The organism is Pseudomonas sp. AOB-7 (assembly GCF_003696305.1).
Lineage (GTDB): Bacteria > Pseudomonadota > Gammaproteobacteria > Pseudomonadales > Pseudomonadaceae > Aquipseudomonas.
In genome coordinates this window covers 56,194-77,943 of the sequence record NZ_RFFK01000011.1, presented here as the reverse complement: position 1 = coordinate 77,943, position 21,750 = coordinate 56,194, and the positions used below count along the sequence as shown (strand labels likewise).

20 protein-coding genes are annotated in these 21,750 nt (G+C 67.8%); 9 read left to right on the top strand and 11 right to left on the bottom strand.

Features of this window, described 5'->3' with window-relative positions; translation table 11 throughout:
- Nucleotides 1–31: 31 nt before the first annotated feature.
- A complete protein-coding gene (locus EA796_RS18485; RefSeq protein WP_122109668.1) occupies nt 32–778 on the bottom strand; it encodes an NRDE family protein in 747 nt (248 codons plus the stop codon).
- Nucleotides 779–928: 150 nt separating this feature from the next.
- On the opposite strand from EA796_RS18485, the gene EA796_RS18480 reads away from it, so the two are divergent.
- The 3 genes from EA796_RS18480 to EA796_RS18470 are packed head-to-tail and all read left to right on the top strand — an operon-like array spanning nt 929 to nt 3,316.
- Complete coding sequence (locus EA796_RS18480; RefSeq protein WP_031303056.1) at nt 929–1,711, top strand: sulfite exporter TauE/SafE family protein; 783 nt, start codon at nt 929–931, stop codon at nt 1,709–1,711.
- A 10-nt stretch (nt 1,712–1,721) separates the two neighbouring features.
- Nucleotides 1,722–2,525 (top strand): prolipoprotein diacylglyceryl transferase, encoded by an 804-nt coding sequence (lgt, locus tag EA796_RS18475; RefSeq protein ID WP_122109667.1) that lies wholly within the window; start codon nt 1,722–1,724, stop codon nt 2,523–2,525.
- Nucleotides 2,522–3,316 (top strand): thymidylate synthase, encoded by a 795-nt coding sequence (locus tag EA796_RS18470; RefSeq protein WP_122109666.1) that lies wholly within the window; start codon nt 2,522–2,524, stop codon nt 3,314–3,316. The genes lgt and EA796_RS18470 overlap by 4 nt, the downstream gene beginning before the upstream one ends.
- A gap of 44 nt (nt 3,317–3,360) precedes the next feature.
- On the opposite strand, the gene EA796_RS18465 is transcribed toward EA796_RS18470, so the two are convergent.
- The 3 genes from EA796_RS18465 to EA796_RS18455 form a co-directional block, all read right to left on the bottom strand.
- Nucleotides 3,361–4,743, bottom strand: a complete 1,383-nt coding sequence (locus EA796_RS18465; protein ID WP_122109665.1) for a GTPase/DUF3482 domain-containing protein — start codon at nt 4,741–4,743, stop codon at nt 3,361–3,363.
- A 111-nt stretch (nt 4,744–4,854) separates the two neighbouring features.
- Entirely contained in the window at nt 4,855–6,249 is a 1,395-nt protein-coding gene (locus EA796_RS18460; RefSeq protein WP_122109664.1) for a DUF2868 domain-containing protein, read from the bottom strand.
- 104 nt (nt 6,250–6,353) lie between these two features.
- On the bottom strand, nt 6,354–7,505 hold the full coding sequence (locus EA796_RS18455; RefSeq protein WP_122109663.1) for a glycerophosphodiester phosphodiesterase: 1,152 nt from the start codon (nt 7,503–7,505) through the stop codon (nt 6,354–6,356).
- A 144-nt stretch (nt 7,506–7,649) separates the two neighbouring features.
- On the opposite strand from EA796_RS18455, the gene EA796_RS18450 reads away from it, so the two are divergent.
- Nucleotides 7,650–8,183, top strand: coding sequence for a dihydrofolate reductase (locus tag EA796_RS18450; protein ID WP_122109662.1), 534 nt, complete (start codon nt 7,650–7,652; stop codon nt 8,181–8,183).
- Between the two features lie 21 nt (nt 8,184–8,204).
- Here EA796_RS18450 and EA796_RS18445 read toward each other — a convergent pair whose 3' ends face one another.
- From EA796_RS18445 to EA796_RS18415, 7 genes are all read right to left on the bottom strand, one after another.
- On the bottom strand, nt 8,205–8,663 hold the full coding sequence (locus EA796_RS18445) for a metallophosphoesterase family protein (protein ID WP_122109661.1): 459 nt from the start codon (nt 8,661–8,663) through the stop codon (nt 8,205–8,207).
- A gap of 98 nt (nt 8,664–8,761) precedes the next feature.
- Nucleotides 8,762–10,600: a dihydroxy-acid dehydratase gene (ilvD, locus tag EA796_RS18440; protein ID WP_122109660.1), complete on the bottom strand. Its 1,839-nt coding sequence runs from the start codon at nt 10,598–10,600 to the stop codon at nt 8,762–8,764.
- Nucleotides 10,601–10,837: 237 nt separating this feature from the next.
- Complete coding sequence (locus tag EA796_RS18435) at nt 10,838–11,692, bottom strand: ABC transporter permease (protein WP_122109659.1); 855 nt, start codon at nt 11,690–11,692, stop codon at nt 10,838–10,840.
- Nucleotides 11,693–11,699: 7 nt separating this feature from the next.
- Nucleotides 11,700–12,935, bottom strand: a complete 1,236-nt coding sequence (locus tag EA796_RS18430; RefSeq protein WP_122109658.1) for an ABC transporter permease — start codon at nt 12,933–12,935, stop codon at nt 11,700–11,702.
- A gap of 54 nt (nt 12,936–12,989) precedes the next feature.
- Nucleotides 12,990–14,063: an ABC transporter substrate-binding protein gene (locus tag EA796_RS18425; protein WP_122109657.1), complete on the bottom strand. Its 1,074-nt coding sequence runs from the start codon at nt 14,061–14,063 to the stop codon at nt 12,990–12,992.
- A 34-nt stretch (nt 14,064–14,097) separates the two neighbouring features.
- The gene (locus EA796_RS18420) at nt 14,098–15,216 is read right to left on the bottom strand and encodes an ABC transporter ATP-binding protein (protein ID WP_021445660.1); all 1,119 of its coding nucleotides are present in this window, start codon (nt 15,214–15,216) and stop codon (nt 14,098–14,100) included.
- Nucleotides 15,217–15,698: 482 nt separating this feature from the next.
- Entirely contained in the window at nt 15,699–16,895 is a 1,197-nt protein-coding gene (locus EA796_RS18415; RefSeq protein WP_122109656.1) for a class I SAM-dependent rRNA methyltransferase, read from the bottom strand.
- 185 nt (nt 16,896–17,080) lie between these two features.
- On the opposite strand from EA796_RS18415, the gene EA796_RS18410 reads away from it, so the two are divergent.
- The 5 genes from EA796_RS18410 (at nt 17,081) to EA796_RS18390 (ending at nt 21,724) form a co-directional block, all read left to right on the top strand.
- Entirely contained in the window at nt 17,081–17,893 is an 813-nt protein-coding gene (locus tag EA796_RS18410) for an HDOD domain-containing protein (RefSeq protein WP_178082578.1), read from the top strand.
- A gap of 66 nt (nt 17,894–17,959) precedes the next feature.
- The gene (mutM, locus tag EA796_RS18405; RefSeq protein WP_122109654.1) at nt 17,960–18,772 is read left to right on the top strand and encodes a bifunctional DNA-formamidopyrimidine glycosylase/DNA-(apurinic or apyrimidinic site) lyase; all 813 of its coding nucleotides are present in this window, start codon (nt 17,960–17,962) and stop codon (nt 18,770–18,772) included.
- Between the two features lie 44 nt (nt 18,773–18,816).
- Nucleotides 18,817–19,395, top strand: a complete 579-nt coding sequence (locus EA796_RS18400; protein ID WP_021445664.1) for a lysophospholipid acyltransferase family protein — start codon at nt 18,817–18,819, stop codon at nt 19,393–19,395.
- A 76-nt stretch (nt 19,396–19,471) separates the two neighbouring features.
- Nucleotides 19,472–19,810: a hypothetical protein gene (locus EA796_RS18395; protein WP_021445665.1), complete on the top strand. Its 339-nt coding sequence runs from the start codon at nt 19,472–19,474 to the stop codon at nt 19,808–19,810.
- A gap of 75 nt (nt 19,811–19,885) precedes the next feature.
- Complete coding sequence (locus EA796_RS18390; RefSeq protein WP_122109653.1) at nt 19,886–21,724, top strand: Na/Pi cotransporter family protein; 1,839 nt, start codon at nt 19,886–19,888, stop codon at nt 21,722–21,724.
- Nucleotides 21,725–21,750: the final 26 nt, after the last annotated feature.

Below are 21,750 nucleotides of genomic sequence, written 5' to 3'. Positions count from 1 at the left end.
GGGCTACCCGTTAGGTCGCGCGTGGCGCCCCTTACCTGCGTACAGCCACCTCGCCCAGCGGCCTGCCCTGCGGACCGAAGCTGCGTTCGACCAGCTCCCAGCTGTCGTCGGCGTTGAGCAGCAGCGCGGTGCTGGCGCGGGTGCCGTAGTTGGCGCTGGCGATAAAGGCGGTGGCCAGCAGGCGCTCGACCGCCGGGCCGACGCCGGTGTCGGGCAGCAGGTGCTCGGGTGGTTGCGTGGTGTCGGCCAGCAGGGCCAGCAGACGCTGGCTGTCGGGCGCGTCGAGACAGTTCTCCAGCGTCGCCTTGGCCCGCTGCAGCTTGGGCCAGGGGCTGTCGAGGCTGGCGTTGGACAGGCCGTAGAGCCCCTCCGCCAGGGGGCGCGGGTCGTCCTCGCGGCTGTTGTAGTACCAGAGCTGGCGCGCATCGCCGAGCAACAGGTTGAAGCCGGCGTAGTCGCTGGCCCTGGCCGCGATCTGCGCGAGGTAGGCCTGCGGCGTCAGCGTGCCGCGCAGGAAGGCCACCGGCAGCTCGCCGCGCGAGCGCTGGCCGGGCTCCTGGCTGGGGTCGCGGATATTGGTCAGCGCGGCGAAGCGGCCGTCCGCGCTCATCCCCAGCCAGGTGCCGCCGGCCTGCAGGTCGCGTCCGGCGAACAGCCCCGGCGCGTCTTCCCACTCGCGCAGCGGCCAGCTGGGGCGGGCGTAGAACTCGTCGCGGTTGGCCGCCAACAGCAGCGGCTGCGGGTGATCTGGACGCCAGGCGAAAACGATCAGGCACATGGGACGATCCTTGTACGGAGTGTGCCTAGCAGGCTAGCACGAAGCCGAAACGGCGGAGTGGATCCGCCCCGGCGCCCTGTGGCCGACGCCCGGAGCCTGCCGCTGCCGGGGCAATTCCGCTACCATGCCGCTTTGTTTTCGGGGGTGTCGATGGAACTGCTGCTCTACCTGCTGCTGGGCGCGGCCGCCGGCGTGCTGGCCGGCCTGTTCGGCGTGGGCGGCGGGTTGATCATAGTGCCGGTGCTGGTCTTCAGCTTCGCCGCGCAGGGCATGCCGGCGGAGATTCTCACCCACCTGGCGGTGGGCACCTCGCTGGCCACCATCGTCTTCACCTCGATCAATTCCGCGCTCGAGCATCAGCGTCAGGGCGCGGTGCGCTGGCCGCTGTTTCGCTGGCTGAGCCTGGGCATCCTGTTCGGCGCGGCGCTCGGCGCGCTGACCGCGGCGGCTATCGAGGGCGGCTGGTTGCAGAAGATCATCGGCGTGTTCGCCCTGGTCATCGCCGCGCAGATGGCCCTGGACCTGAAACCCAGGGCCAGCCGCGCTGTCCCAGGCAAGCCGGGGTTGGCGGCGGCCGGCGGGGTGATCGGCTGGGCCTCGGCGATCTTCGGTATCGGCGGCGGCTCGCTGACCGTGCCCTTCCTAGTCTGGCGCAGCGTGCCGATGCAGCAGGCGGTGGCCACCTCGGCGGCCTGCGGTCTGCCGATCGCCCTCGCCGGCGCGCTGAGTTTCGTCGCCACCGGCTGGGGCAACCCGCAGTTGCCGCCGTGGAGCGTCGGTTTCGTTTACCTGCCGGCGCTGGTCGGGATCGCCGTCACCAGCATGTTTTTCGCCCGCTTCGGCGCGCGCCTGGCCCATCGCCTGTCGCCGCGTCTGCTCAAGCGTCTGTTCGCCCTGCTGCTGTTCAGCGTGGGCCTGAGTTTTTTGATCTAAGGAGTGATTGATGCTGCCTTATCCGCAGATCGACCCGGTGGCCATCGCCCTGGGCCCGCTGAAAATCCACTGGTACGGTCTGATGTACCTGGTTGGCATCGGTGGCGCCTGGTGGCTGGCCTCGCGCCGGCTGGCCCGCTTCGACGCCGGCTGGAACAAGGAGAAGCTCTCCGACCTGGTGTTCTGGGTGGCCATGGGGGTGATACTCGGCGGCCGTCTGGGCTACGTGTTCTTCTACGACTTCGCGGCCTATATCGCCGAACCGGCGAAGATCCTGCGGGTGTGGGAGGGCGGCATGTCGTTCCACGGCGGGCTGCTCGGGGTGATGCTGGCCACCTGGTGGTTCGGCAAGCGCAACGGCAAGAGCTTCTTCGAACTGATGGACTTTATCGCCCCGCTGGTGCCGATCGGCCTGGGCGCCGGGCGCATCGGCAACTTCATCAACGCCGAGCTGTGGGGCAAGGCCACCGACCTGCCCTGGGCCATGGTGTTTCCCACCGACCCGCAGCAACTGGCGCGGCATCCCTCGCAGCTGTACCAGTTCGCCCTAGAGGGCGTGGCGCTGTTCGCCATCCTCTGGTTCTACTCGCGCAAGCCGCGCCCGACCATGGCGGTGTCCGGCCTGTTCGCCGCCTGCTACGGGCTGTTCCGCTTTATCGTCGAGTTCGTCCGTGTGCCGGACGCCCAGCTCGGCTACCTGGCCTGGAACTGGCTGACCATGGGCCAGGTGCTGTGCCTGCCGATGATCCTCGGCGGTATCGGCCTGATTCTTTACGCCTACAAGCGCCAGCCTGTTCAAGGAGCCGCCCGATGAAACAGTACCTCGACCTGATGCGCCACGTGCGTGAGCACGGCACCTTCAAGGAAGACCGCACCGGCACCGGCACCTACAGCGTGTTCGGCTACCAGATGCGCTTCGACCTGGCCGAAGGCTTCCCCCTGGTCACCACCAAGAAGTGCCACCTGCGCTCGATCATCCACGAGCTGCTGTGGTTCCTGCAGGGCGACACCAACATCCGTTACCTCAAGGAAAACGGCGTGTCCATCTGGGACGAATGGGCCGACGAGAACGGCGACCTCGGCCCGGTGTACGGCTACCAGTGGCGCAGCTGGCCGGCGCCCAATGGCGAGTCGATCGACCAGATCGCCAAGCTGATCGAGATGATCAAGAGCAACCCGGACTCGCGCCGGCTGATCGTCTCGGCCTGGAACCCGGCGCTGGTCGAGCAGATGGCCCTGCCGCCGTGCCACGCGCTGTTCCAGTTCTACGTGGCGAACGGCAAGCTCAGCTGCCAGCTCTACCAGCGCTCGGCCGATATCTTCCTGGGCGTGCCCTTCAATATCGCCAGCTACGCCCTGCTGACCCTGATGGTGGCGCAGGTCTGCGACCTCGAGCCGGGCGAGTTCATCTGGACCGGCGGCGACTGCCACCTGTACGCCAACCATATCGAGCAGACCGACCTGCAGCTGACTCGCCAGCCGCTGCCGCTGCCGACCATGAAGCTCAACCCCGAAGTGAAGGATCTGCTGGCCTTCAAGTTCGAGGACTTCGAGTTGGTCGGCTACGAAGCGCACCCGCATATCAAGGCGCCGGTGGCGGTCTGACGCAGACGGAGCTTGTGGCGGCGCAGGTGGGCGTAGGGTGGGCTTTAGCCCACCGGTTGCACGGCGATTTCACTGCGCAGCCGCTCCACCTGTTCGGCGCGCTCGGCCTCTTCCAGGCGAGCACCGGGGTTGAGCGACGACCATTCGGGATGGGCGCGGGCCAGGTTCAGTGGCGCGGGTAACTTGCCTTGGCGCCACAGGGTTTCCTGCGGGGCACTGAGGGTGATGGCCTCCATCGCCGCATGACCGCGGGCGTCCAGGGCGCGCAGCAGTTGCTGCTGGCGCAGGGCGAGCAGGCGCAGCACGGCATCGTCCACGGTCAGCTCGCGTTGGCCCTTCAATTTGCCTTTAAGCCTTTCCCCGTAATTGCGCAGGGTCTGCGCGCTGCCGCCGATCACCGCGCCCAATGCGGCAGCTGCGCCCAGGGTGATACCGCCGACCAGCAGGTCGACGCCGACCCCGGTGGCCGCGCCCGCCGCCATGCCGCCGCCGACCTTGATGCCGAGCTGCTTGAGGGTTTCCGGATTGAACAGGTCGTCGCCCCAGCGGCCGTCCAGCAGCGGCAGGTCGCCGGCCTGGGCATCGCTCGGGCGGAAGGCGTAGAGACGCAGCAGGGCCTCGACGCAGCGCTGCTCGCGCTGGCGGATGGTCTCGCGCAGCGCGGCAATGGCGGCCTGCTCCAGCACTGGCTGAGCGGCGACGCTGCGCCGGCAGGCGGCGCAGTCGAGCAGCAGTTCGGCGACCAGTCGCGCGCCGGCCTGGTGCCGCGCCCGGCGCTGCGCCTGGTGATCCTCGATCAGGCGCTGCAATTGTGGGCGCGAGCGTTCCAGCAGCAGGGCCAGGCTCTCGTACAGGCGGCGTTCGCCGTCCTCGGGCGGGGCCACGCTGTCGAAGGCCACCAGGGCGTGCAGGCCGAGACGCGCCAGGGCCTCGCGCCAGTCGGCGGTGCGGTGTTCGCCGCTGGCGACGAAATTCAGTACCGGCAGCAGCGGCCGGCCGCACATGGCCAGCACTGCCAGCTCGTCACGGTACTTGGCCAGCACCGGCTCGCGCACGTCGATCACGTATAGCCCGGCGTCGGAAGCCAGCAGCTGGCGCAGTACCTTGGCCTCCTGCTCGTAGCGCTGGCGCGCCTCGCTGCCCTCGAGAAAACGGGCCAGGCGCGCCGGGCCGTCCAGGCGTTCGCCGGGGCGGTCGAGGCGCTCCAGATGGTCGAGCAGGGAGATGGCGTCTTCCAGACCGGGGGTGTCGTACAGCTCCAGCAGCGCGGTGCCGTCGACCGACAGGCGCGCGCCCTCGACATGGCGGGTGGTGCTGGCGCGTGGCGACACCTCGCCGAACCCGACGTCGCGGGTCAGGGTGCGCAGCAGCGAGGTCTTGCCGACGTTGGTGTGGCCGACCAGGGCGAGTCGTAGCGGCTGGCTCATGGTGCGGATCTCGGCGTCGTGAGACTTCGTGGGGTGGATGACGCTTTTTTCATCCACCGTCGCCAATGGTGGATGGGTGAAGCGTCATCCACCCTACGGGTATATCGGGCTTCAATCATGCCCGCTCTCCAGCCAGTTCAACGGCGCCGTGTCGCCGTGCGCCAGTTGCAATTTGTCCAGCGCCTGGTGCCAGTCGGCCAGGCGTGCGCTGTCCAGGGTTTCGCCGGGCGCGGGCGGCAGCAGCCAGATGCGCGTGGCGGAGGCCGAGCGCGCCAGCTCGCCGAGCAGCGCCAGGCTGCCGCGGTCCGGCGAGCGGCGCGGGTCGCAGGCGATGGCCAGGCGCTCGGGTGGGTAGCGGGTCAGTTGGTCGAGCAGCTGGCGGCGCTGCTCGCGGCTGTCGATCACCCCGGCGTCGAGCACGCCCCTGGGCAGCTGAGCCGGTGGCCAGGGGCGGCGCTCGTCCAGCTCCAGGCCGAGCAGCAGGGCGCCGCTACCGCCGTCCGCGTGGGCGCCGCCTGCCGGCTGGTACAGGGCCGCCGGCGCCAGGTCGCAGACGCCGAGGCGCTCGCTGTCCGGCTGCAGGCGCTGGCGCAGCAGGCCGTAGCCGGGCAGGTCGAGGTCCAGGCGCAGCGCCGCCTTGCCCGATTGCCAGCGCCACAGGCACAGCAGCATCAGCAGCAGGCGCGGCAGCAGGCCGTAGACCAGCACCACGCCGATCAGCCAGCCGGCCCAGCTCTGCCGCGCGGTCTCGTCGAGCAGGGCGGCCTCGCCGCTGGCGCGGATCAGCTCGGCGTCCGGCAGGCTGAAGCCGAGCAGGGCGGGCAGGGCGCCGAGCGCCCGGGTCAGGGCGATGAAGCTGTCGCCGCCGAGGATGGTGGTTTCCCAGACGAAACCGTAGCGGCGGGTGGCGAGCAGCAGCAGCAGGCTGGCCAGTGCGGCGAGCATGGCCAGGGCCCACAGGCCGTGCACCAGCACCCCGAGGCCCCAGCGGCTCAGGCGCTGGCGCTGCAGGAGCAGCAGCAGGGCGGGGGCCAGCTGCACGGCGGCGGCGTCGCGGGCGAGCTTTTCGCTCAGCCACAGCCACAGACGACCGAGGGCACCGGCGCTGTCGCGGGCCAGCAGCAGGCCGAGCAGCCAGCCGAGTAGCAGCAGCAGGTTGAGGCCGAGCAGGCTGCCCAGGGCCCAGAACACGTTGACCGGTCGGCTGCCGTCGCCGAGGCCGGCCAGGGCCAGGCCGATACCGCTGAGCAGGGCCAGGGCGGCGAGGGCGAAGAGGGCCAGGCGGGCGCCCTGCAGCCAGTGCAGCAGGGCCGGCCACTGGCCGTCGCGGCGCGCCAGCAGCAGGGCGCGTTGCTGGATACGCGCGCTCAGGTCGCCACCGCTGGCGCGGGCCAGGCGATTGGCCTCGGCGTCGTCCAGCGCGCCGGCGTGTTCCTCGCGCAGGCGGATCGCCTCGCTGAGCCAGAGGCGGTGCAGGGTGTCGGGTTGCGGGGCGGCGTCAGTCACGCGGCGTCTCGTCGGCCAGATCAGGGGCTGAGGATAACCCCTGATCCGGTCGGGTGCGAATGGCAGCAGCCGTGGCCTTCTCCCGCGGCGGAGAGAGCCATTGATCAGTCGCGTTGGCGCAGGCGCACGGCGATGTCCGGCTGGTCGATAAACAGGCCATCGATGCCGGTGGCGAGGAAGGCGCGCAGCTCGGCTTCGATATCGCCGCGCTCGGCCGGTTCGCCGCCGCTGCGCAGGTCGGTCGGCAGGAAGGCGTTCTCGGCGCGGAAGGTGTAGGGGTGCACCTTGAGCTTGGCGGCATGGGCATCGCGCACCAGATTGGTGGGGGCGGTGAGCTTGCCGGCGGCGTCGCGCGGGATGATCTGGCTCTTCTCCGGGCCGATGCCGGCGGCGTAGCGGGCGATGGCCCTGAGCCCGGCCGGGGTGCTCATCTGCGCGTAGGTAAGGCCGCTGCCGAGCACCTGCTGGTCATAGGGCTGGCCCTCGGTCCACAGCAGTTGCACCAGGCGTACCTGGGTCAGACGGCTCAGGGTCTTGAGGTTCTCCACCTCGAAGGACTGGATGTACACCGGCGCCTTGGCGCTGTGGTAGCCGTTGCGCTTGAGCACCTTGACCAGCGGCTGCTCCATGGCCAGGCCGATCTGCTGGAAGTGGGTCGGGTGCTTGGTTTCCGGGTACAGGCCGATCACCCGTTGCTGGCTGAGCTGCAGGCTCTTCACCAGGTCGATGATCTCCTGCAGGCTGGGGATCTCGAACTGGCCGTCGAAGCGCGTGTTGCCCGGGCGCAGCTGCGGGATGCGCTCGATGGCGCGCAGGGTCTTGAGTTCGGCCAGGCTGAAGTCCTCGCTGAACCAGCCCTCCAGGCTGACGCCGTCGACCGTCTGGGTGCGCTTGCGATTGGCGAACTCGGGGCGCTGGGAGACGTCGGTGGTCAGCCCCAGCTCGTTGTCGTGGCGCGCCACCAGCTGGCCGTCGCGGGTCATCACCAGATCCGGCTCGATATAGTCGGCGCCCTGCAGCACGGCCAGGGCGTAGGCCGCCAGGGTGTGCTCGGGTACGTAGCCACTGGCGCCGCGGTGGGCGATGACCAGCGGTCTGGCCTCGCCGCGGGGTTTGTCCTGGTGGGCGCCGGGCTGCTGCTGGGCCCAGTCGATGGCGGCCTGCACGCTATCGGGCGTGGCGGGCGCGGCGAGGCCGAGGCTCGGTAATAACAGACCGGCGCAGAGCAGCCAGCTGCGAAGCGGTTTGGTCAACATGGTGGTACCTCCTTGCACAGGGATGGAAACCCGAGCCTGCACCGGCAAGGGTGACGATTCTGCTACAGAGGTCCAAGCCTAGATGGTTCTGTGCGGCACTCGGCAAAGCCAAAGGTGGGCTGCGGGGGCTTCGGGCGCTCTGCTATGCTCGCGGCCATGAAAACGACTCTTCCCCTCTGCCTGATCGCCGCCCTCGCCGACAACCGCGTGATCGGCCGCGACAATCAGCTGCCCTGGCACCTGCCGGCGGACCTCAAGCACTTCAAGGCCCTGACCCTGGGCAAGCCGATCATCATGGGACGCAAGACCTGGGATTCGCTCGGGCGGCCGCTGCCGGGGCGGCTCAATCTGGTGGTCAGCCGCCAGGTCGGCCTGCAGCTCGACGGCGCCGAAGTCTTCCCGACCCTGGACGCCGCGCTGCAACGCGCCGAGGCCTGGGCGCGCGCGGAGGAGGCCGAGGAGCTGATGCTGATCGGTGGTGCGCAGCTGTACGAGTTGGGCCTGGCGCAGGCGGATCGCCTGTACCTGACCCGGGTTGGCCTCGAGCCCGAGGGCGATGCCCACTTTCCCAACATCGATCAGGACGACTGGCGCCTGGCCTCCAGCGTCGAGCACCCGGCGACCGGCGAAAGTCCCTTCTATGCCTTCGAGGTGTGGGAACGGCGTTCGACGCAATGACATAGGTGCGCGCGGCGCCGCCTAGATCAGATCGATGTGCTCCACGCGGATCTGTCCATCCTGCAGATGCAGCAGCGCCAGGCAGATCGGCAGCTTGAAGCGCCGCGGCCCGGCGCTGCCGGGGTTGACCAGCAACAGGCCGGCGCGCGGTTCCGCCAGCGGCTTGTGGCTATGGCCGCAGACGGCGACGTGGATGCCGCGGGCGGCCAGGTCGCCGGGCAGGTGGGCCGCGTCATGAGTCATGAACAGACGCACCCCGGCCAGGTCCAGCTCGAGCGATTCCGGCAGCGCCGTCGCCCAGTCCAGGCCCTCGTCGTTATTGCCGCGCACCGCGCTGAGCGGTGCGATTTCGCCCAATGCGTCGAGAATCTCCGGCTTGCCGATATCGCCGGCATGCAGGATGTGATCGCAGCCCTGCAGGGCATCCAGCGCCTTGGGGCGCAGCAGGCCGTGGGTGTCGCTGATCAGGCCGATTTTCATGTCTTCCCTCTTCCCCCGTCCCTCCCGCGCACGCGGCAGTGGGGGCAAAGCAAAAGCCCGGCACGGGGCCGGGCTCTCGGGTTCGCTGGTGCTTGCGCTTAGCCGTCCAGCAGTGCCTTGTTGCGCACCGCGCCCTTGTCGGCGCTGGTGGCGAGCAGGGCGTAGGCCTTGAGCGCCGTGGTGACCTTGCGCGGACGCTGTTCCACCGGCTTCCAGCCCTTCTTGTCCTGCACGTGGCGGCGGTGCGACAGCTCTTCATCGCTGACCAGCAGTTGGATGGTGCGATTGTGGATGTCGATATGGATCTTGTCGCCGTCTTCCACCAGCCCGATGGCGCCGCCGGCAGCGGCTTCCGGCGAGGCGTGGCCGATGGACAGGCCCGAGGTGCCGCCGGAGAAACGGCCATCGGTGAGCAGGGCACAGGCCTTGCCCAGGCCCTTGGATTTCAGGTAGCTGGTCGGGTAGAGCATTTCCTGCATGCCCGGGCCACCTTTCGGGCCTTCGTAGCGGATGATCACCACATCACCGGCCTTGACCTCGTCGGCGAGAATGCCTTTCACGGCGGCGTCCTGGCTCTCGAAAATCTTCGCGGTGCCTTCGAACACGTGGATCGATTCATCCACGCCGGCGGTCTTCACCACGCAGCCGTCGAGGGCGATGTTGCCGTACAGCACCGCCAGGCCGCCTTCCTGGGAGTAGGCGTGCTCGACGCTGCGGATGCAGCCGTTCTCGCGGTCATCGTCCAGGCTCGGCCAGCGGGTGCTCTGGCTGAACGCGGTCTGGGTCGGGATACCGGCCGGGCCGGCCTTGAAGAAGGTGTGCACCTGCTCGTCGCGGGTCTGGGTGATGTCCCACTGGGCGATGGCGTCGGCCATGCTTGGGCTGTGCACGGTGGCCACGTCGGTGTGCAGCAGGCCGCCGCGAGCCAGCTCGCCGAGGATGCTGAAGACGCCGCCGGCGCGGTGCACGTCTTCCATGTGGTACTTCTGGATGTTCGGTGCCACCTTGCACAGCTGCGGCACGATGCGTGACAGGCGGTCGATATCGCGCAGGTCGAAATCGATCTCCGCCTCCTGGGCCGCGGCCAGCAGGTGGAGGATGGTGTTGGTCGAGCCGCCCATGGCGATGTCCAGCATCATGGCGTTCTCGAACGCCTTGAAGTTGGCGATATTGCGCGGCAGCACGGAGTCGTCGTTCTCGCCGTAGTAGCGCTGGCACAGCTCCACCGCCAGGCGCCCGGCGCGCAGGAACAGCTGCTCGCGGTCGCTGTGGGTGGCCAGGGTCGAGCCGTTGCCCGGCAGCGACAGGCCCAGGGCCTCGGTCAGGCAGTTCATCGAGTTGGCGGTGAACATGCCGGAGCAGCTGCCGCAGGTCGGGCAGGCGCTACGCTCGTACTCGGCGACCTTCTCGTCGCTGGCACTGTCGTCGGCGGCGATGACCATGGCGTCGACCAGGTCGAGGCCGTGGTTGGCCAGCTTGGTCTTGCCGGCTTCCATCGGCCCGCCGGAGACGAACACCACCGGGATGTTCAGGCGCAGGGCGGCCATCAGCATGCCGGGGGTGATCTTGTCACAGTTGCTGATGCAGACGATGGCATCGGCGCAGTGGGCGTTGACCATGTATTCCACCGAGTCGGCGATGATCTCGCGGCTCGGCAGCGAATAGAGCATGCCGTCGTGACCCATGGCGATGCCGTCGTCGACGGCGATGGTGTTGAATTCCTTGGCCACGCCGCCGGCCTTCTCGATCTCGCGGGCGACCAGCTGGCCCATGTCCTTCAGGTGCACGTGGCCGGGCACGAACTGGGTGAAGGAGTTGGCGACGGCGATGATCGGCTTCTTGAAGTCTTCGTCCTTCATCCCGGTGGCGCGCCACAGGGCGCGGGCGCCGGCCATGTTGCGACCTTGGGTGGAGGTTTTCGAGCGGTAATCGGGCATGACACGGTTCCTGCGGCTGATCAGGTGATGTTCGTATGGTGAGCGTCGACTGGACCGGATGCAAACGGGAGATGGCCGTGCGTTCGGCGGGGGTCACCGGACGTCGCGGGGTGGCCGCGCGTCTGACCCGTGCTCAGGGCCCGCCAGGGGATGGGTGGCGAGGAATGCATGGATTCTACGCCCGCCGCCGCCGCCGAGCCAAGGCGCGGGCGATTGCCGGCGCAGCCGCGCTGCCGCTCAGTTGGGGATTTCGATGCCGCGCAGGCGCTCGGAGCGGCGGCGCAGCAGTTCGATGGTCACCAACAGGGCGATGGACACCAGGATCAGCAGGGTGGCGATGGCCAGGATGCTCGGGTTGATCTGCTCGCGCAGGCCCGAGAACATCTGCCGCGGGATGGTGCGTTGCTGGGGGCCGGCCATGAACAGGATCACCACCACCTCGTCGAAGGAGGTGATGAAGGCGAACAGCGCGCCGGAGATCACCCCGGGGCGGATCAGCGGCATGATGATGTCGAAGAACACCTTGAGCGGCGTGGCGCCGAGGTTCAGCGCGGCGCGCGCCAGGCTGTAGTCGAAGCCGGTGAGGGTGGCGGTGACGGTGATGATGACGAAGGGCGTGCCGAGCGCCGCGTGGGCCAGGATCACCCCCAGGTAGCTGCCGGCCAGGCCGAGGTTGGAGTAGAAGAAGAACATGCCGGCGGCGGTGATGATCAAGGGCACGATCATCGGCGACAGCAGCAGCGCGGTGATGAAGCGGCGATAGGGCATGTCGTCGCGGGCCAGGCCCACCGCGGCGCAGGTGCCCAGGGCGGTGGCGATGACGGTGGCGAGAATGCCGATGAAGAAGCTGTTCTGGATCGCCAGTATCCATTTCGGGTCGTTGAGGATCTGCTCGTACCAGCGCAGCGAGTAGGCCTCCGGCTGCAGGGTGAGCATGCCCTCGGTGAAGCTGAAGAAGGGCTCGGCGTTGAACGACAGCGGTACTATGACCAGGATCGGCAGAATCAGAAACAGCAGCACCAGCCAGGAGCTGGCCTTGAGCAGCCAGCTGCCGAGGTGATGCCAGAAGCCGTAGTAGGCGGGGGTCTTCATCCTGTGTTCATCCCAACTTGATATTGCTGGCGCCGACGAAGCGGTCGTAGATCCAGTACAGCAGCAGGATCAGCCCCAGCAGCAGCGAGCCGAGCGCGGCGGCCAGCTCCCAGTTGTTCGAGCGCTGCATGTGGAAGGCGATGATGTTGCTGATCATCTGGCCGTCGGTGCCGCCGACCAGCGCCGGGGTGATGTAGTAGCCCACCGAAATGATGAACACCAAGAGCGCGCCGGCGCTGAGGCCCGGCAGGGTCATCGGGAAGTAGATGCGGGCGAACGCCGGAATCGGCTTGTCGCCCAGGCTCAGGGCGGCGCGCAGGTAGCTGGGGTCGATGCCGCGCATCACGCTGTACAGCGGCAGGATCATGAACGGCAGGAGGATGTGGGTCATCGCCACGACTGTGGCGAACGAGGTGTAGAGCATCTCGAAGGGCTGGCCGATGGCACCGATGCCGATGAGGAAGGAGTTGATCACGCCGTTGGTCTGCAGCAGGGCGATCCAGGCCGTGGTGCGTACCAGGAGCGAGGTCCAGAACGGCAGCAGCACCAGCACCAGCAGCAGGTTGGCGCGGTTTTCCGGCAGCTGCGCCAGGTAGTAGGCCAGCGGGTAGCCGAGCAGGGCGCAGAGCAGGGTGATGACCAGCGCCATGTTCAGGGTCTTGGAATACAGCTGCAGGTAGATCTGCGTGTCCTCGCGCACCTGAATGCCCTGTTCCGGGTGCAGTTCCAGGTCCAGCGCGGTGAGGTAGTAGTCGTAGGTGTAGCGCTGGCCGGCGCGGGCGATGGCGTACCACAGCTCGGGCTTGCTCCAGTTGCCGTGGGCCGCCAGCAGGGTCTCGACGCCGCGCTCCGGCAGGGCCTCGGCATCCAGTCGGCCGATGCGCCGGGCGCTGGACTTGACCACGCTGGACATGCCGGCGAAGGCGCGGTTGAACTCCTCGGCCAGCTTGCCGGACAGGCGCTGCTCGTCGAGGCTGTGCAGCTCGCCGGCGAACACCCGCAGGGTCTGTTCGTCCGGCAGTTGCCTTTGATCTTCCCAGCGCTCGAGTTCGGCCAGGGTCAGCGGAATCAGTTCGGCCACGGTCGGGTGGTGCACGCTGCGCCACAGCATGCTGCCGATCGGGGCGACGAAGGTCAGCAGGATAAAGGCCAGCAGCGGCACCACGAAGAGAAAGGCGGCGAGGCGTTTCTTGCGACGGGCGCTGGCGGCTTGGCCGGCTTCGCTGGTGGTCAGGGATGACAAGGCACTACTCCGTAAAGCGGACCCCTCTTCCACAGGAAGAGGGGTCGGTGCGGGTTACTTCAACAGCCACTCGTTGAACTTCTCGCCGAGCGACTCGCCGTAGTCGGCCCAGAACTCCGAGCCGGCCTGGATGCCCTTGTCCAGGTGGGCGGTGGGCAGGTGCGGCGTGGCGCTCTGGTCGGCCAGCGGCATGGACGACTTGCGGGTCGGGCCGTAGGCCACGTCCGGCATGCCGGCCAGCGGCTTGGAACCGGTGGCGTACTTGATGAACTCCATCGCCAGGTCCTTCTTCGGCGAGCCCTTGACGATGGCCCAGGCGTCGAGGTCGTAGACGTGGCCGTCCCAGACGATCTCGAACGGCTTGTTCTCGCGCACGATGGAGTCGTAGAACCGTCCGTTGGCCGACTGCACCAGCACCGCGCCGCCGTCGTTGAGCAGCTGCGGCGCCTGCGACCAGGAGTCGAACCAGACGATGTCGTTCTTGATGCTGGCCAGCTTGTCGAAGGCGCGTTGCTGGCCTTCCGGGGTGGCCAGCACTTCGTAGACCTCTTCCGGGGCCACGCCGTCGGCCAGCAGCGCCCACTCCATGTTCACCTGCGGGCGCTTGCGCATGGCACGCTTGCCGGGAATCTTGGCGGTGTCGAAGAAGTCCTCTATGCTCGCCGCCTTGGTCGCGCCTATGGTGTTCTGGTTGTAGGCGAACACCACCGACCAGACGATATTGCCCACTGCGCACTCGCTGGCCAGGGCCTCGGGGATGAAGTCCTGGGCGGCCGCGGTGCCATCGATGCCCGGCGGCAGGGTGCTGTGGTCGAGGCTTTCCAGCAGGCCTTCGGAACAGGCGCGCTCGAGGTCGATCACCTCGAAGTCGACCACGTCCCACTGGATATTGCCGGACTCGACCTGGGCCTTGATCTCGGCCACGCCGCCGGAATAGTCCTCGAACAGCACCTTGACCCCGCTGTCCTTCTGGTAGGGATCGATCACGTGTTTCTGCTGCGCCGCGCCGTAGGCGCCGCCCCAGGAGACCACGGTGAGGCTGTCCTGGGCGTTGGCGCCGCCCGTAGCGAGCCCCAGGGCCGCCAACAGGGCGAAGGTGGAAAAGCTGGTAGTCAGTGATCTAGCCATTGCTGTGCTCCATTTGCTTCTACTAGTTGTGGGGTCAGGGCGTCGTCGGCACTGCGGGGCGATCCAGGGCCTGGCTGTCTTCCGGCAGCCAGGCCAGGTCGACCTCTTCCTGGGCGCTGAGCCTGGGGGCTGAACTGTCGTTCAGGTTCTTCACCACCAGCTCGCTGCCGCTGGCGGTCTCGAAGTGATAGCGGATGTATTCGCCGACGTAGTGGCGGGTGACGAAGCGCGCCTTGACCTGGTTGCCGGCGCCGCCCAGGCGGTCGGTGAAGTTGAGCTTCTCCGGGCGTACCGACACCGTGGTCGGCTGGCCGACCTCGGTGCAGTTGGCCTTGAGCGTGCTGACCAGGCCGCCGTCGGCCAGGCGCACCTCGACGCGTTCCTCGCCGACGCTTTCTATCACCCCGGCCAGCTTGTTGCTCTCGCCGATGAAGTCGGCGACGAACAGGTTGGCCGGGCGCTCGTAGAGCACGTGGGGCGGCGCGCACTGCTGCACCACGCCGTTGTTGAACACGGCGATGCGGTCGCTCATGGTCAGCGCTTCGGTCTGGTCGTGGGTGACGTAGATCACGGTGAAGCCGAGCTGCTCGTGCAGGCGCTTGATCTCGAACTGCATCTGCTCGCGCAGCTTCTTGTCCAGGGCGCCGAGCGGCTCGTCCATCAGCACGATGTCCGGGGCGAAGATCAGCGCGCGGGCCAGGGCCACGCGCTGGCGCTGGCCGCCGGAGAGCTGGCCGGGGTAGCGGCCGCCGAAGGCCTGCAGCTCGACCAGGGCGAGGTAGTCCTCGACCTTGGCGCGGATCTCGTCCTTGGCCAGCTTGCGGATCTTCAGCGGGTAGGCGAGGTTCTCGCGGATGGTCATGTGCGGGAACAGCGCGTACTGCTGGAAGACCATGCCGATGTTGCGGTCGTAGGGGGCGATGCTGGTGACGTTGCGGCCGTTGATCAGGATCTCGCCGCTGGTCACGTCCTCGAAACCGGCGAGCATCATCAGGCAGGTGGTCTTGCCCGAACCGGAGGGGCCGAGCAGGGTGATGAACTCGCCCTTGGCCACGTTGAGGTTGAAGTCCTTGACCACCAGCGTCTTGTGGTCGTAGGTCTTCTTCACATTGGTGAATCGCAGGAACGCGTCGTTCCCAGCCTGCGCAGCCATAGTCCTCCCCATTGCCCATCAAGACAGGCTCGGCTTGTGGCCTCGCCCGTACTGCTTGAGTCGATTCGTCCCTGTCGTGTGGTCCGATCGTTATGTAAATAACCAAAAGCAATAAGCACGCCAGCCGACGAACGGTTGGCCGGCGGCGCTCTGCTCCGCAGGTTAAAGCCTAGTCCAGCCTGGGCGGGATGCGAGGACGGTGTGGGGGGAGGTAACAGCGAGCGGGGCGGGCGGCACCTGCCGACACGCACTCGGCAGGTGCACGCCGCTCGAACGTTGGGCGGCGGGGCGCTGATCGGTACGACGCGTGATCGCGTGGTGGGCGATGCGGCGCACCCGCTTGGCCCGCCGCGCCGCCTGTGTGGCCCGGTAGGTTGGCGCTGAGCACAGCGAAGCCCAGCGGGGCAGGCCGATCTGGACGAACTGCGCGACCAGGTTGGGCTTAGTCGCGGGTTCCTCAGCCCAACCTACGCGTGTATCGCTCAGCTATTGGGCAGCAGGCGCACGGTCAGGCTCTTGATATAGCGGGTCTCGGCGATCGCCGGGTGCACCGGGTGATCCGGGCCCTGGGCGCCGCGTTCGAGCAGCTGGATATTGCGGTCCAGGTGGCGGGCGCTGGTCAGCAGGATGTTCTGCAGGTCGTCCTCGGGCAGGTGCATGGAGCAGCTGGCGCTGACCAGGATGCCGTCCTTGGAGAGCAGGCGCATGGCGGTTTCGTTGAGGCGGCGGTAGGCGGCCTCGCCGTTTTTCAGGTCCTTCTTGCGCTTGATGAAGGCGGGCGGGTCGGCGATCACCACGTCGAAGCGCTCCTCGGCGCTCTTCAGCTCGCGCAGGGCGGCGAAGGCGTCGCCCTCCACGCACGTCACCTTCTCACCGACGCCATTGAGCGCGGCGTTGCGCTCGACGCCGTCGAGGGCGAAGGCCGAGGCGTCGACGCAGAACACCTCGCTGGCGCCGAAGGCCGCGGCCTGCACGCCCCAGCCGCCGATATAGCTGAACAGGTCGAGCACCCGCTTGCCCTTGACATAGGGTGCCAGGCGCGCGCGGTTCATGCGGTGGTCGTAGAACCAGCCGGTCTTCTGCCCCGCGATCACCGGTGCCTCGAACTTCACCTCGTTCTCTTCCAGGGCGACCCATTCCGGCACCTGGCCATGGGCGGTTTCCACGTAGCGCTGCAGACCCTCGGCGTCGCGCGCGCTGGAGTCGTTCTTGAATAGCACGCCGCTGGGCTTGCACACCTGGATCAGCGCGGCGAGCACCTCGTCCTTGTGCGCTTCCATGGTGGCCGAGGCCAGCTGCACGACGAGGATGTCGAAGAAGCGGTCGACCACCAGCCCCGGCAGCAGGTCGGAGTCGCCATACACCAGGCGGTAGCAGGGCTGCTCGAACAGGCGCTCGCGCAGGCTCAGGGCGACGTTGAGCCGGTGCACCAGCAGGGACTTGTCCAGCAGGTGCTTGACGTCGCGCGACAGCAGGCGGGCGCAGATCAGGTTGTTCGGACTCATGGCGACCACGCCCAGCGGCTTGCCGCCGGCGGCTTCGAGCACGGCCTGGTCGCCGGCGGCAAAGCCGTGCAGCGGGGTGGCGGCGACGTCGATCTCGTTGCTGTAGACCCACAGGTGGCCGGCGCGCAGGCGTCGATCGGCGTTGGCTTTCAAGCGCAGGCTGGGCAGGGACATGGGCGGGCTCCGGGGAAAAGAGCGGGATTATAGCGGCTCGCGCGGGCGCCCGGCAGTTGCAAAAGTCGGCTGCGGGGGACCCGGTGCTTTGGCTAAACTGTGGCGCATTTCTCACCTGGCACCTGCGTCCCATGGTCTACGAACTCACCGCCGAACAGATCCAGCAAGTCCTCCAGGGCATCAGCGTGCCGCCGCAGCCGCAGATCATGGTGGACCTGCAGATGGAGCAGGTCATGCCCAACCCGGATCTGAAGAGCATCGCCAAGCTGATCAGCCAGGACCCCGGGCTGTCCGGCGCGCTGCTGAAGATCGTCAACTCGCCGCACTTCGGCCTGGCCAACCGCATCGCCTCGATCCAGCAGGCGGTCAACCTGCTGGGCTGCCACACGGTGATCAACCTGATCAACGCCCAGTCGATCAAGGGCGAGCTGACCGACGAGGCGATCCTGGTGCTCAACCGTTTCTGGGACACCGCCCAGGACGTGGCCATGACCTGCCTGACCCTGGCCAAGCGCCTCGGCTACCACTCGCCGGACGAGGCCTACACCCTGGGGCTGTTCCACAACTGCGGCATCCCGCTGATGATCAAGCGCTTCCCCAGCTACATGACGGTGCTGGAGGAGGCCTACGCCAGCGCCAGCGACGAGCGCCGCGTGGTCGACACCGAGAACCGCCTGCTCAACACCAACCATGCGGTGGTCGGCTACTTCACCGCGCGCTCCTGGCGCCTGCCCGAAGCGCTGTGCGAGGTGATCGCCAACCACCACAACGCGCTGTCGATCTTCGCCGACGAAACCGGCCGCGACGCGCCGCTGAAGACCCTGCTGGCGATCCTCAAGATGGCCGAGCACATCTGCGAGAGCCACCGGGTGCTCGGTGCCCAGCCGGAGGACATGGAGTGGCGGCATATCGAGCAGCCGATCCTGGAGTACATGGGGCTGTCCGCCTACGACTTCGAGAACCTGCGCGAAAGCATTCGCGACCTGGCGGTGCTGTAGCGGCCTACCGTTGTACGCGCCGCTCCTGCTAAGGTGGCGCTCCGCCGTTTTCCCAGCCGTACTGCCATGCCCGAACTGCCCGAAGTCGAAACCACCTGCCGCGGTATCGCCCCCTACCTGATCGGTGAGCGCGTCAGCCGCGTGATAGTGCGCGAGCGCCGCTTGCGTTGGCCTATCCCCGAGGATCTGGACGTACGCCTGTCCGGCCAGCGCATCGAATGCGTCGAGCGCCGCGCCAAGTACCTGCTGATCAAGGCCGAAAGCGGCAGTCTGATCGGCCACCTGGGCATGTCCGGCAGCTTGCGCCTGGTGGAGTGCGGCCTGCCGGCGGCCAAGCACGAGCACGTCGATATCGAACTGGAGTCCGGCCTGGCCCTGCGCTACACCGATCCACGGCGTTTCGGCGCCCTGCTGTGGAGCGAGGACCCGCTGCATCACGAGCTGCTCAGCAAGCTCGGCCCGGAACCGCTGGGCGCGGACTTCGACGGCGAGCGCCTGTTCCAGCTGTCGCGCGGGCGCAGCATGGCGGTCAAGCCGTTCATCATGGACAACGCCGTGGTGGTCGGGGTCGGCAATATCTACGCCAGCGAGGCGCTGTTTGCCGCCGGCATCGACCCGCGCCGCGCGGCCGGCTCGATCTCGCGGGCGCGCTACCAGAAACTGGCGGAGGCGATCAAGCGCATCCTCGCCCATGCCATCGAGCGCGGCGGCACCACCTTGCGCGACTTCGTCGGCGGCGATGGCCAGCCCGGCTACTTCCAGCAGGAGCTGTTCGTCTACGGTCGCGGCGGCGAATTCTGCAAGCTGTGCGGCAGCACCCTGCGCGAGGTCAAGCTGGGCCAGCGCGCCAGTGTCTACTGTCCCAAGTGCCAGCGCTGAAACAGACAGATCGCGAGAACAACAAGAAATACCGAGGTTGATCGATGTCCGGTAACTATTTGCCGCGCAATCCGGCCGCCGAATGGCTGGGGCGCAGCGTGCTGAAACTCATGGGGTGGCGCATCGAGGGGCAGTTGCCCCGGCTCGACAAGTTCGTCGCCATCGGCGCCCACCACACCTCCAACTGGGACTTCGTGATCTTTATCGCGCTGAAGTTCGTCCTGCGCCTGAACGCCCGCTGGTTCGGCAAGCACAGCATCTTCCGCTGGCCGTTCGGCGGCCTGATGCGCGCCTGGGGCGGCATCCCGATCCGCCGCGAACGGCAGCGCAACACCGTGGAGCAAGCGGTGCAGGCGTTTCGCGACAACCGCGAATTCATCCTGGTGCTGTCGCCCGAGGGCACGCGCAAGAAGGTCGAGCGCTGGAAGATGGGCTTCTACCATATCGCCCTGGGCGCGGGCGTGCCCATAGTGCTGGGCGCGCTGGACTACCAGAACCGCCGCGTGGTGATCGGTCCGACCTTCCAGCCCACCGGCGACGAGCAGGCCGATCTGGCGGCGATGCTGGCGTTTTTCCGCCCCTACGTGCCGAAAAAGCCGCAATACGCCTTTCATGGCGATTGACGCCCGTCACGCTGACAATTACCAATGCGCTGTTATAGTTACTGGCACTTTCCCGAATAACCTGAAGGATCGCCCCATGAAACCGTTTCGCACGACCGCTGCTGTCCTGGCGCTGACCTCTGGCCTGCTGGCACTGCCGGCGCAGGCGGAAGTGGTGCAGCAGAACGTCAGTGGCGACCCCCTGTATACCGTCGAGGCGCCGAAGGGCTATGCCATGATCGGCGACCTGGTGATCGCCCGTCCGCTGCTGATCGGCGCCACCGCCATCGGCGTCGTGGCCTTCGTCGTCAGCCTGCCGTTCACCGCCCTGGGCGGCAACGTCGGTGAGGCGGCCGAGGCACTGGTGGTCGAACCGGGCAAGGAAGCCTTCGTGCGCTGCCTGGGCTGCACCAGCAGCGGTTACAAGCACGACTGATTCGTTCGGTTGCATGACCGCGGCCTCTCGCTCCCTAACGGGGCGAGGGGCCGTTTGCGTTAGGGAGGGCGGGCGATGCGTTATCTGCGCTGGGTGATCCTGCTGCTGGTGGTGCTGGGCTTGGCCGCCTCGTTCTGGTTCAGCGAGGGCTGGCTGCAGCTGTGCGCCGGGCTGGCGGTGTTCCTGTTCGGCATGCAGTGCCTGGAGGAGGGGCTGCGTCAGCTGGCCGGCAGCAAGCTGGAGCAGATCCTCGGGCGCAGCACCGCGACGCCTTTCAAGAGCCTGCTGTTCGGCGTCGGCGGCACCCTGCTGCTGCAATCCAGCACCCTGGTCTCGCTGCTGACCATCGCCTTTATCAGCACCGGGCTGATCCAGCTGGCCGGCGGCATCGCCATCCTGTTCGGCGCCAACCTCGGCGCCACCAGCGGCATCTGGTTGCTGGCGCTGGCCGGGCAGAACCTCAGCCTCAGTCCCTTCGCCCTGCCGCTGCTGGTGTTCGGTGTGCTGGCCGGTTTCGCCGGGCCGAAGAGCAAGGCGGCCGGGCGCATAGTGCTGGGCGTCGCCTTCATCTTTATCGGCATCGACCAGATCAAGGACGGCTTCGCCAGCTTCGGCGACGGCCTGGACATGAGCGGCTATCAGGCGAGCGGTCTGCGCGGCGCGCTGCTGTTCACCGCCATCGGCCTGGCGATCACCGTGGTGCTGCAATCGAGCCACGCCGCCCTGATGCTGACCCTGGCGGCGTTGGCTAGCGGCCAGCTGGAGCTGGGCCAGAGCCTGGCGATCGCCATCGGCTCCAATATCGGCAGCAGCGTCACCACCGCCTTCGTCGGCTCGCTGGGCGGCAACCGCAGCGGTCAGCGCCTGGCCCTGGCCCATGTGCTGTTCAACATCACCACCGGGGTGCTGGCCTTCTGTCTGCTCGGCCCGCTGACCTGGCTGGTGCAGGCCCTGGCCGAGCCCTTGGGCCTCGGCGACAACAGCCTGATCCAGCTGGCGATGTTCCACACCCTGTTCAACGCCATGGGCGTGGCGCTGTTCTGGCCGCTGCAGGGACGCTTGGCGCAGCGGCTGATCCGCTGGTTGCCGGAGCGGGCCGAGCCGCAGGTGCTGATCACCGAACTGGCGGCCGAGCCGGTCGCCGAGCCCGAGCGCACCCGCGCCCGCTACCTCAGCGAGCGCGCCCTGGATTCGGTGGACGCCGCCTCCGGCGCGGTGGTGCAGGAGCTCGGCCACCTCGGCCGGCTGAGCCTGGAGGTGATCTGTCACGCACTCTACCTGCCGGTGGACCAGTTGGCGCGTGCGCGGGCGGATGAGCAACTGCTGCAGGCCGGGCCGGTGCGCGGCGGCTTCGATGCCGAGCACCTCTACCAGTTCCATATCAAGGGGGTGTACGGCGACCTGCTGAGCTTCATGGGGCGCATGGAGCTGCCGATGGACGAGGCGCACCAGCGGTTCTGGGTCAGCTGCCAGTTGGCCGCGTTGCAACTGGTGGACGCGGTCAAGGACGCCAAGCACCTGCAGAAGAACCTCGGCCACTACCTCGACGCGCCGCCCTCGGCGGTGCGCGAGGCCTATGTGGAACTGCGCCGCCACCTGCTCGTCACCCTGCATGAGGTGCGCGAGCTGGCCCGCTCGGAGCTGCCCGAGGAGGCCTGGCAGGCGCGTTTGCGCTGGCTCGACGAACAGGCGGCGGAGTTCGACGCGAAGTTTCGCCAGCGTCTGTTCGCCGAGGTGCGCAGCGGCCGCCTGGACGGCCTGCAGACCAGCTCGCTGATGAACGACCTGGGTTATGTCAGCCGCATCTTCCAGAGCCTGCGCAACGTGCTGATGCTCGGCGACGAGCAGGCGTTGTTCCGCGAATTGCGGCGGCTGGGCGATGAAAGCAGTGGGCCGCTGATCCTCTCGCCTTGACCGACAAGCCCTGGCCCGGATGGCAT

Bases quoted from the DNA above. Each gene is read 5' to 3' on its own strand.
- EA796_RS18400 (WP_021445664.1), top strand. From the start codon at position 18,817: ATGTCCGGTAACTATTTGCCGCGCAATCCGGCCGCCGAATGGCTGGGG.
- EA796_RS18435 (WP_122109659.1), bottom strand. From the start codon at position 11,692: ATGAAGACCCCCGCCTACTACGGCTTCTGGCATCACCTCGGCAGCTGG.
- EA796_RS18470 (WP_122109666.1), top strand. From the start codon at position 2,522: ATGAAACAGTACCTCGACCTGATGCGCCACGTGCGTGAGCACGGCACC.
- lgt (WP_122109667.1), top strand. From the start codon at position 1,722: ATGCTGCCTTATCCGCAGATCGACCCGGTGGCCATCGCCCTGGGCCCG.
- EA796_RS18480 (WP_031303056.1), top strand. From the start codon at position 929: ATGGAACTGCTGCTCTACCTGCTGCTGGGCGCGGCCGCCGGCGTGCTG.
- EA796_RS18485 (WP_122109668.1), bottom strand. From the start codon at position 778: ATGTGCCTGATCGTTTTCGCCTGGCGTCCAGATCACCCGCAGCCGCTG.
- EA796_RS18415 (WP_122109656.1), bottom strand. From the start codon at position 16,895: ATGTCCCTGCCCAGCCTGCGCTTGAAAGCCAACGCCGATCGACGCCTG.
- mutM (WP_122109654.1), top strand. From the start codon at position 17,960: ATGCCCGAACTGCCCGAAGTCGAAACCACCTGCCGCGGTATCGCCCCC.
- EA796_RS18390 (WP_122109653.1), top strand. From the start codon at position 19,886: ATGCGTTATCTGCGCTGGGTGATCCTGCTGCTGGTGGTGCTGGGCTTG.
- ilvD (WP_122109660.1), bottom strand. From the start codon at position 10,600: ATGCCCGATTACCGCTCGAAAACCTCCACCCAAGGTCGCAACATGGCC.
- EA796_RS18450 (WP_122109662.1), top strand. From the start codon at position 7,650: ATGCTCGCGGCCATGAAAACGACTCTTCCCCTCTGCCTGATCGCCGCC.
- EA796_RS18465 (WP_122109665.1), bottom strand. From the start codon at position 4,743: ATGAGCCAGCCGCTACGACTCGCCCTGGTCGGCCACACCAACGTCGGC.
- EA796_RS18455 (WP_122109663.1), bottom strand. From the start codon at position 7,505: ATGTTGACCAAACCGCTTCGCAGCTGGCTGCTCTGCGCCGGTCTGTTA.
- EA796_RS18420 (WP_021445660.1), bottom strand. From the start codon at position 15,216: ATGGCTGCGCAGGCTGGGAACGACGCGTTCCTGCGATTCACCAATGTG.
- EA796_RS18425 (WP_122109657.1), bottom strand. From the start codon at position 14,063: ATGGCTAGATCACTGACTACCAGCTTTTCCACCTTCGCCCTGTTGGCG.
- EA796_RS18395 (WP_021445665.1), top strand. From the start codon at position 19,472: ATGAAACCGTTTCGCACGACCGCTGCTGTCCTGGCGCTGACCTCTGGC.
- EA796_RS18445 (WP_122109661.1), bottom strand. From the start codon at position 8,663: ATGAAAATCGGCCTGATCAGCGACACCCACGGCCTGCTGCGCCCCAAG.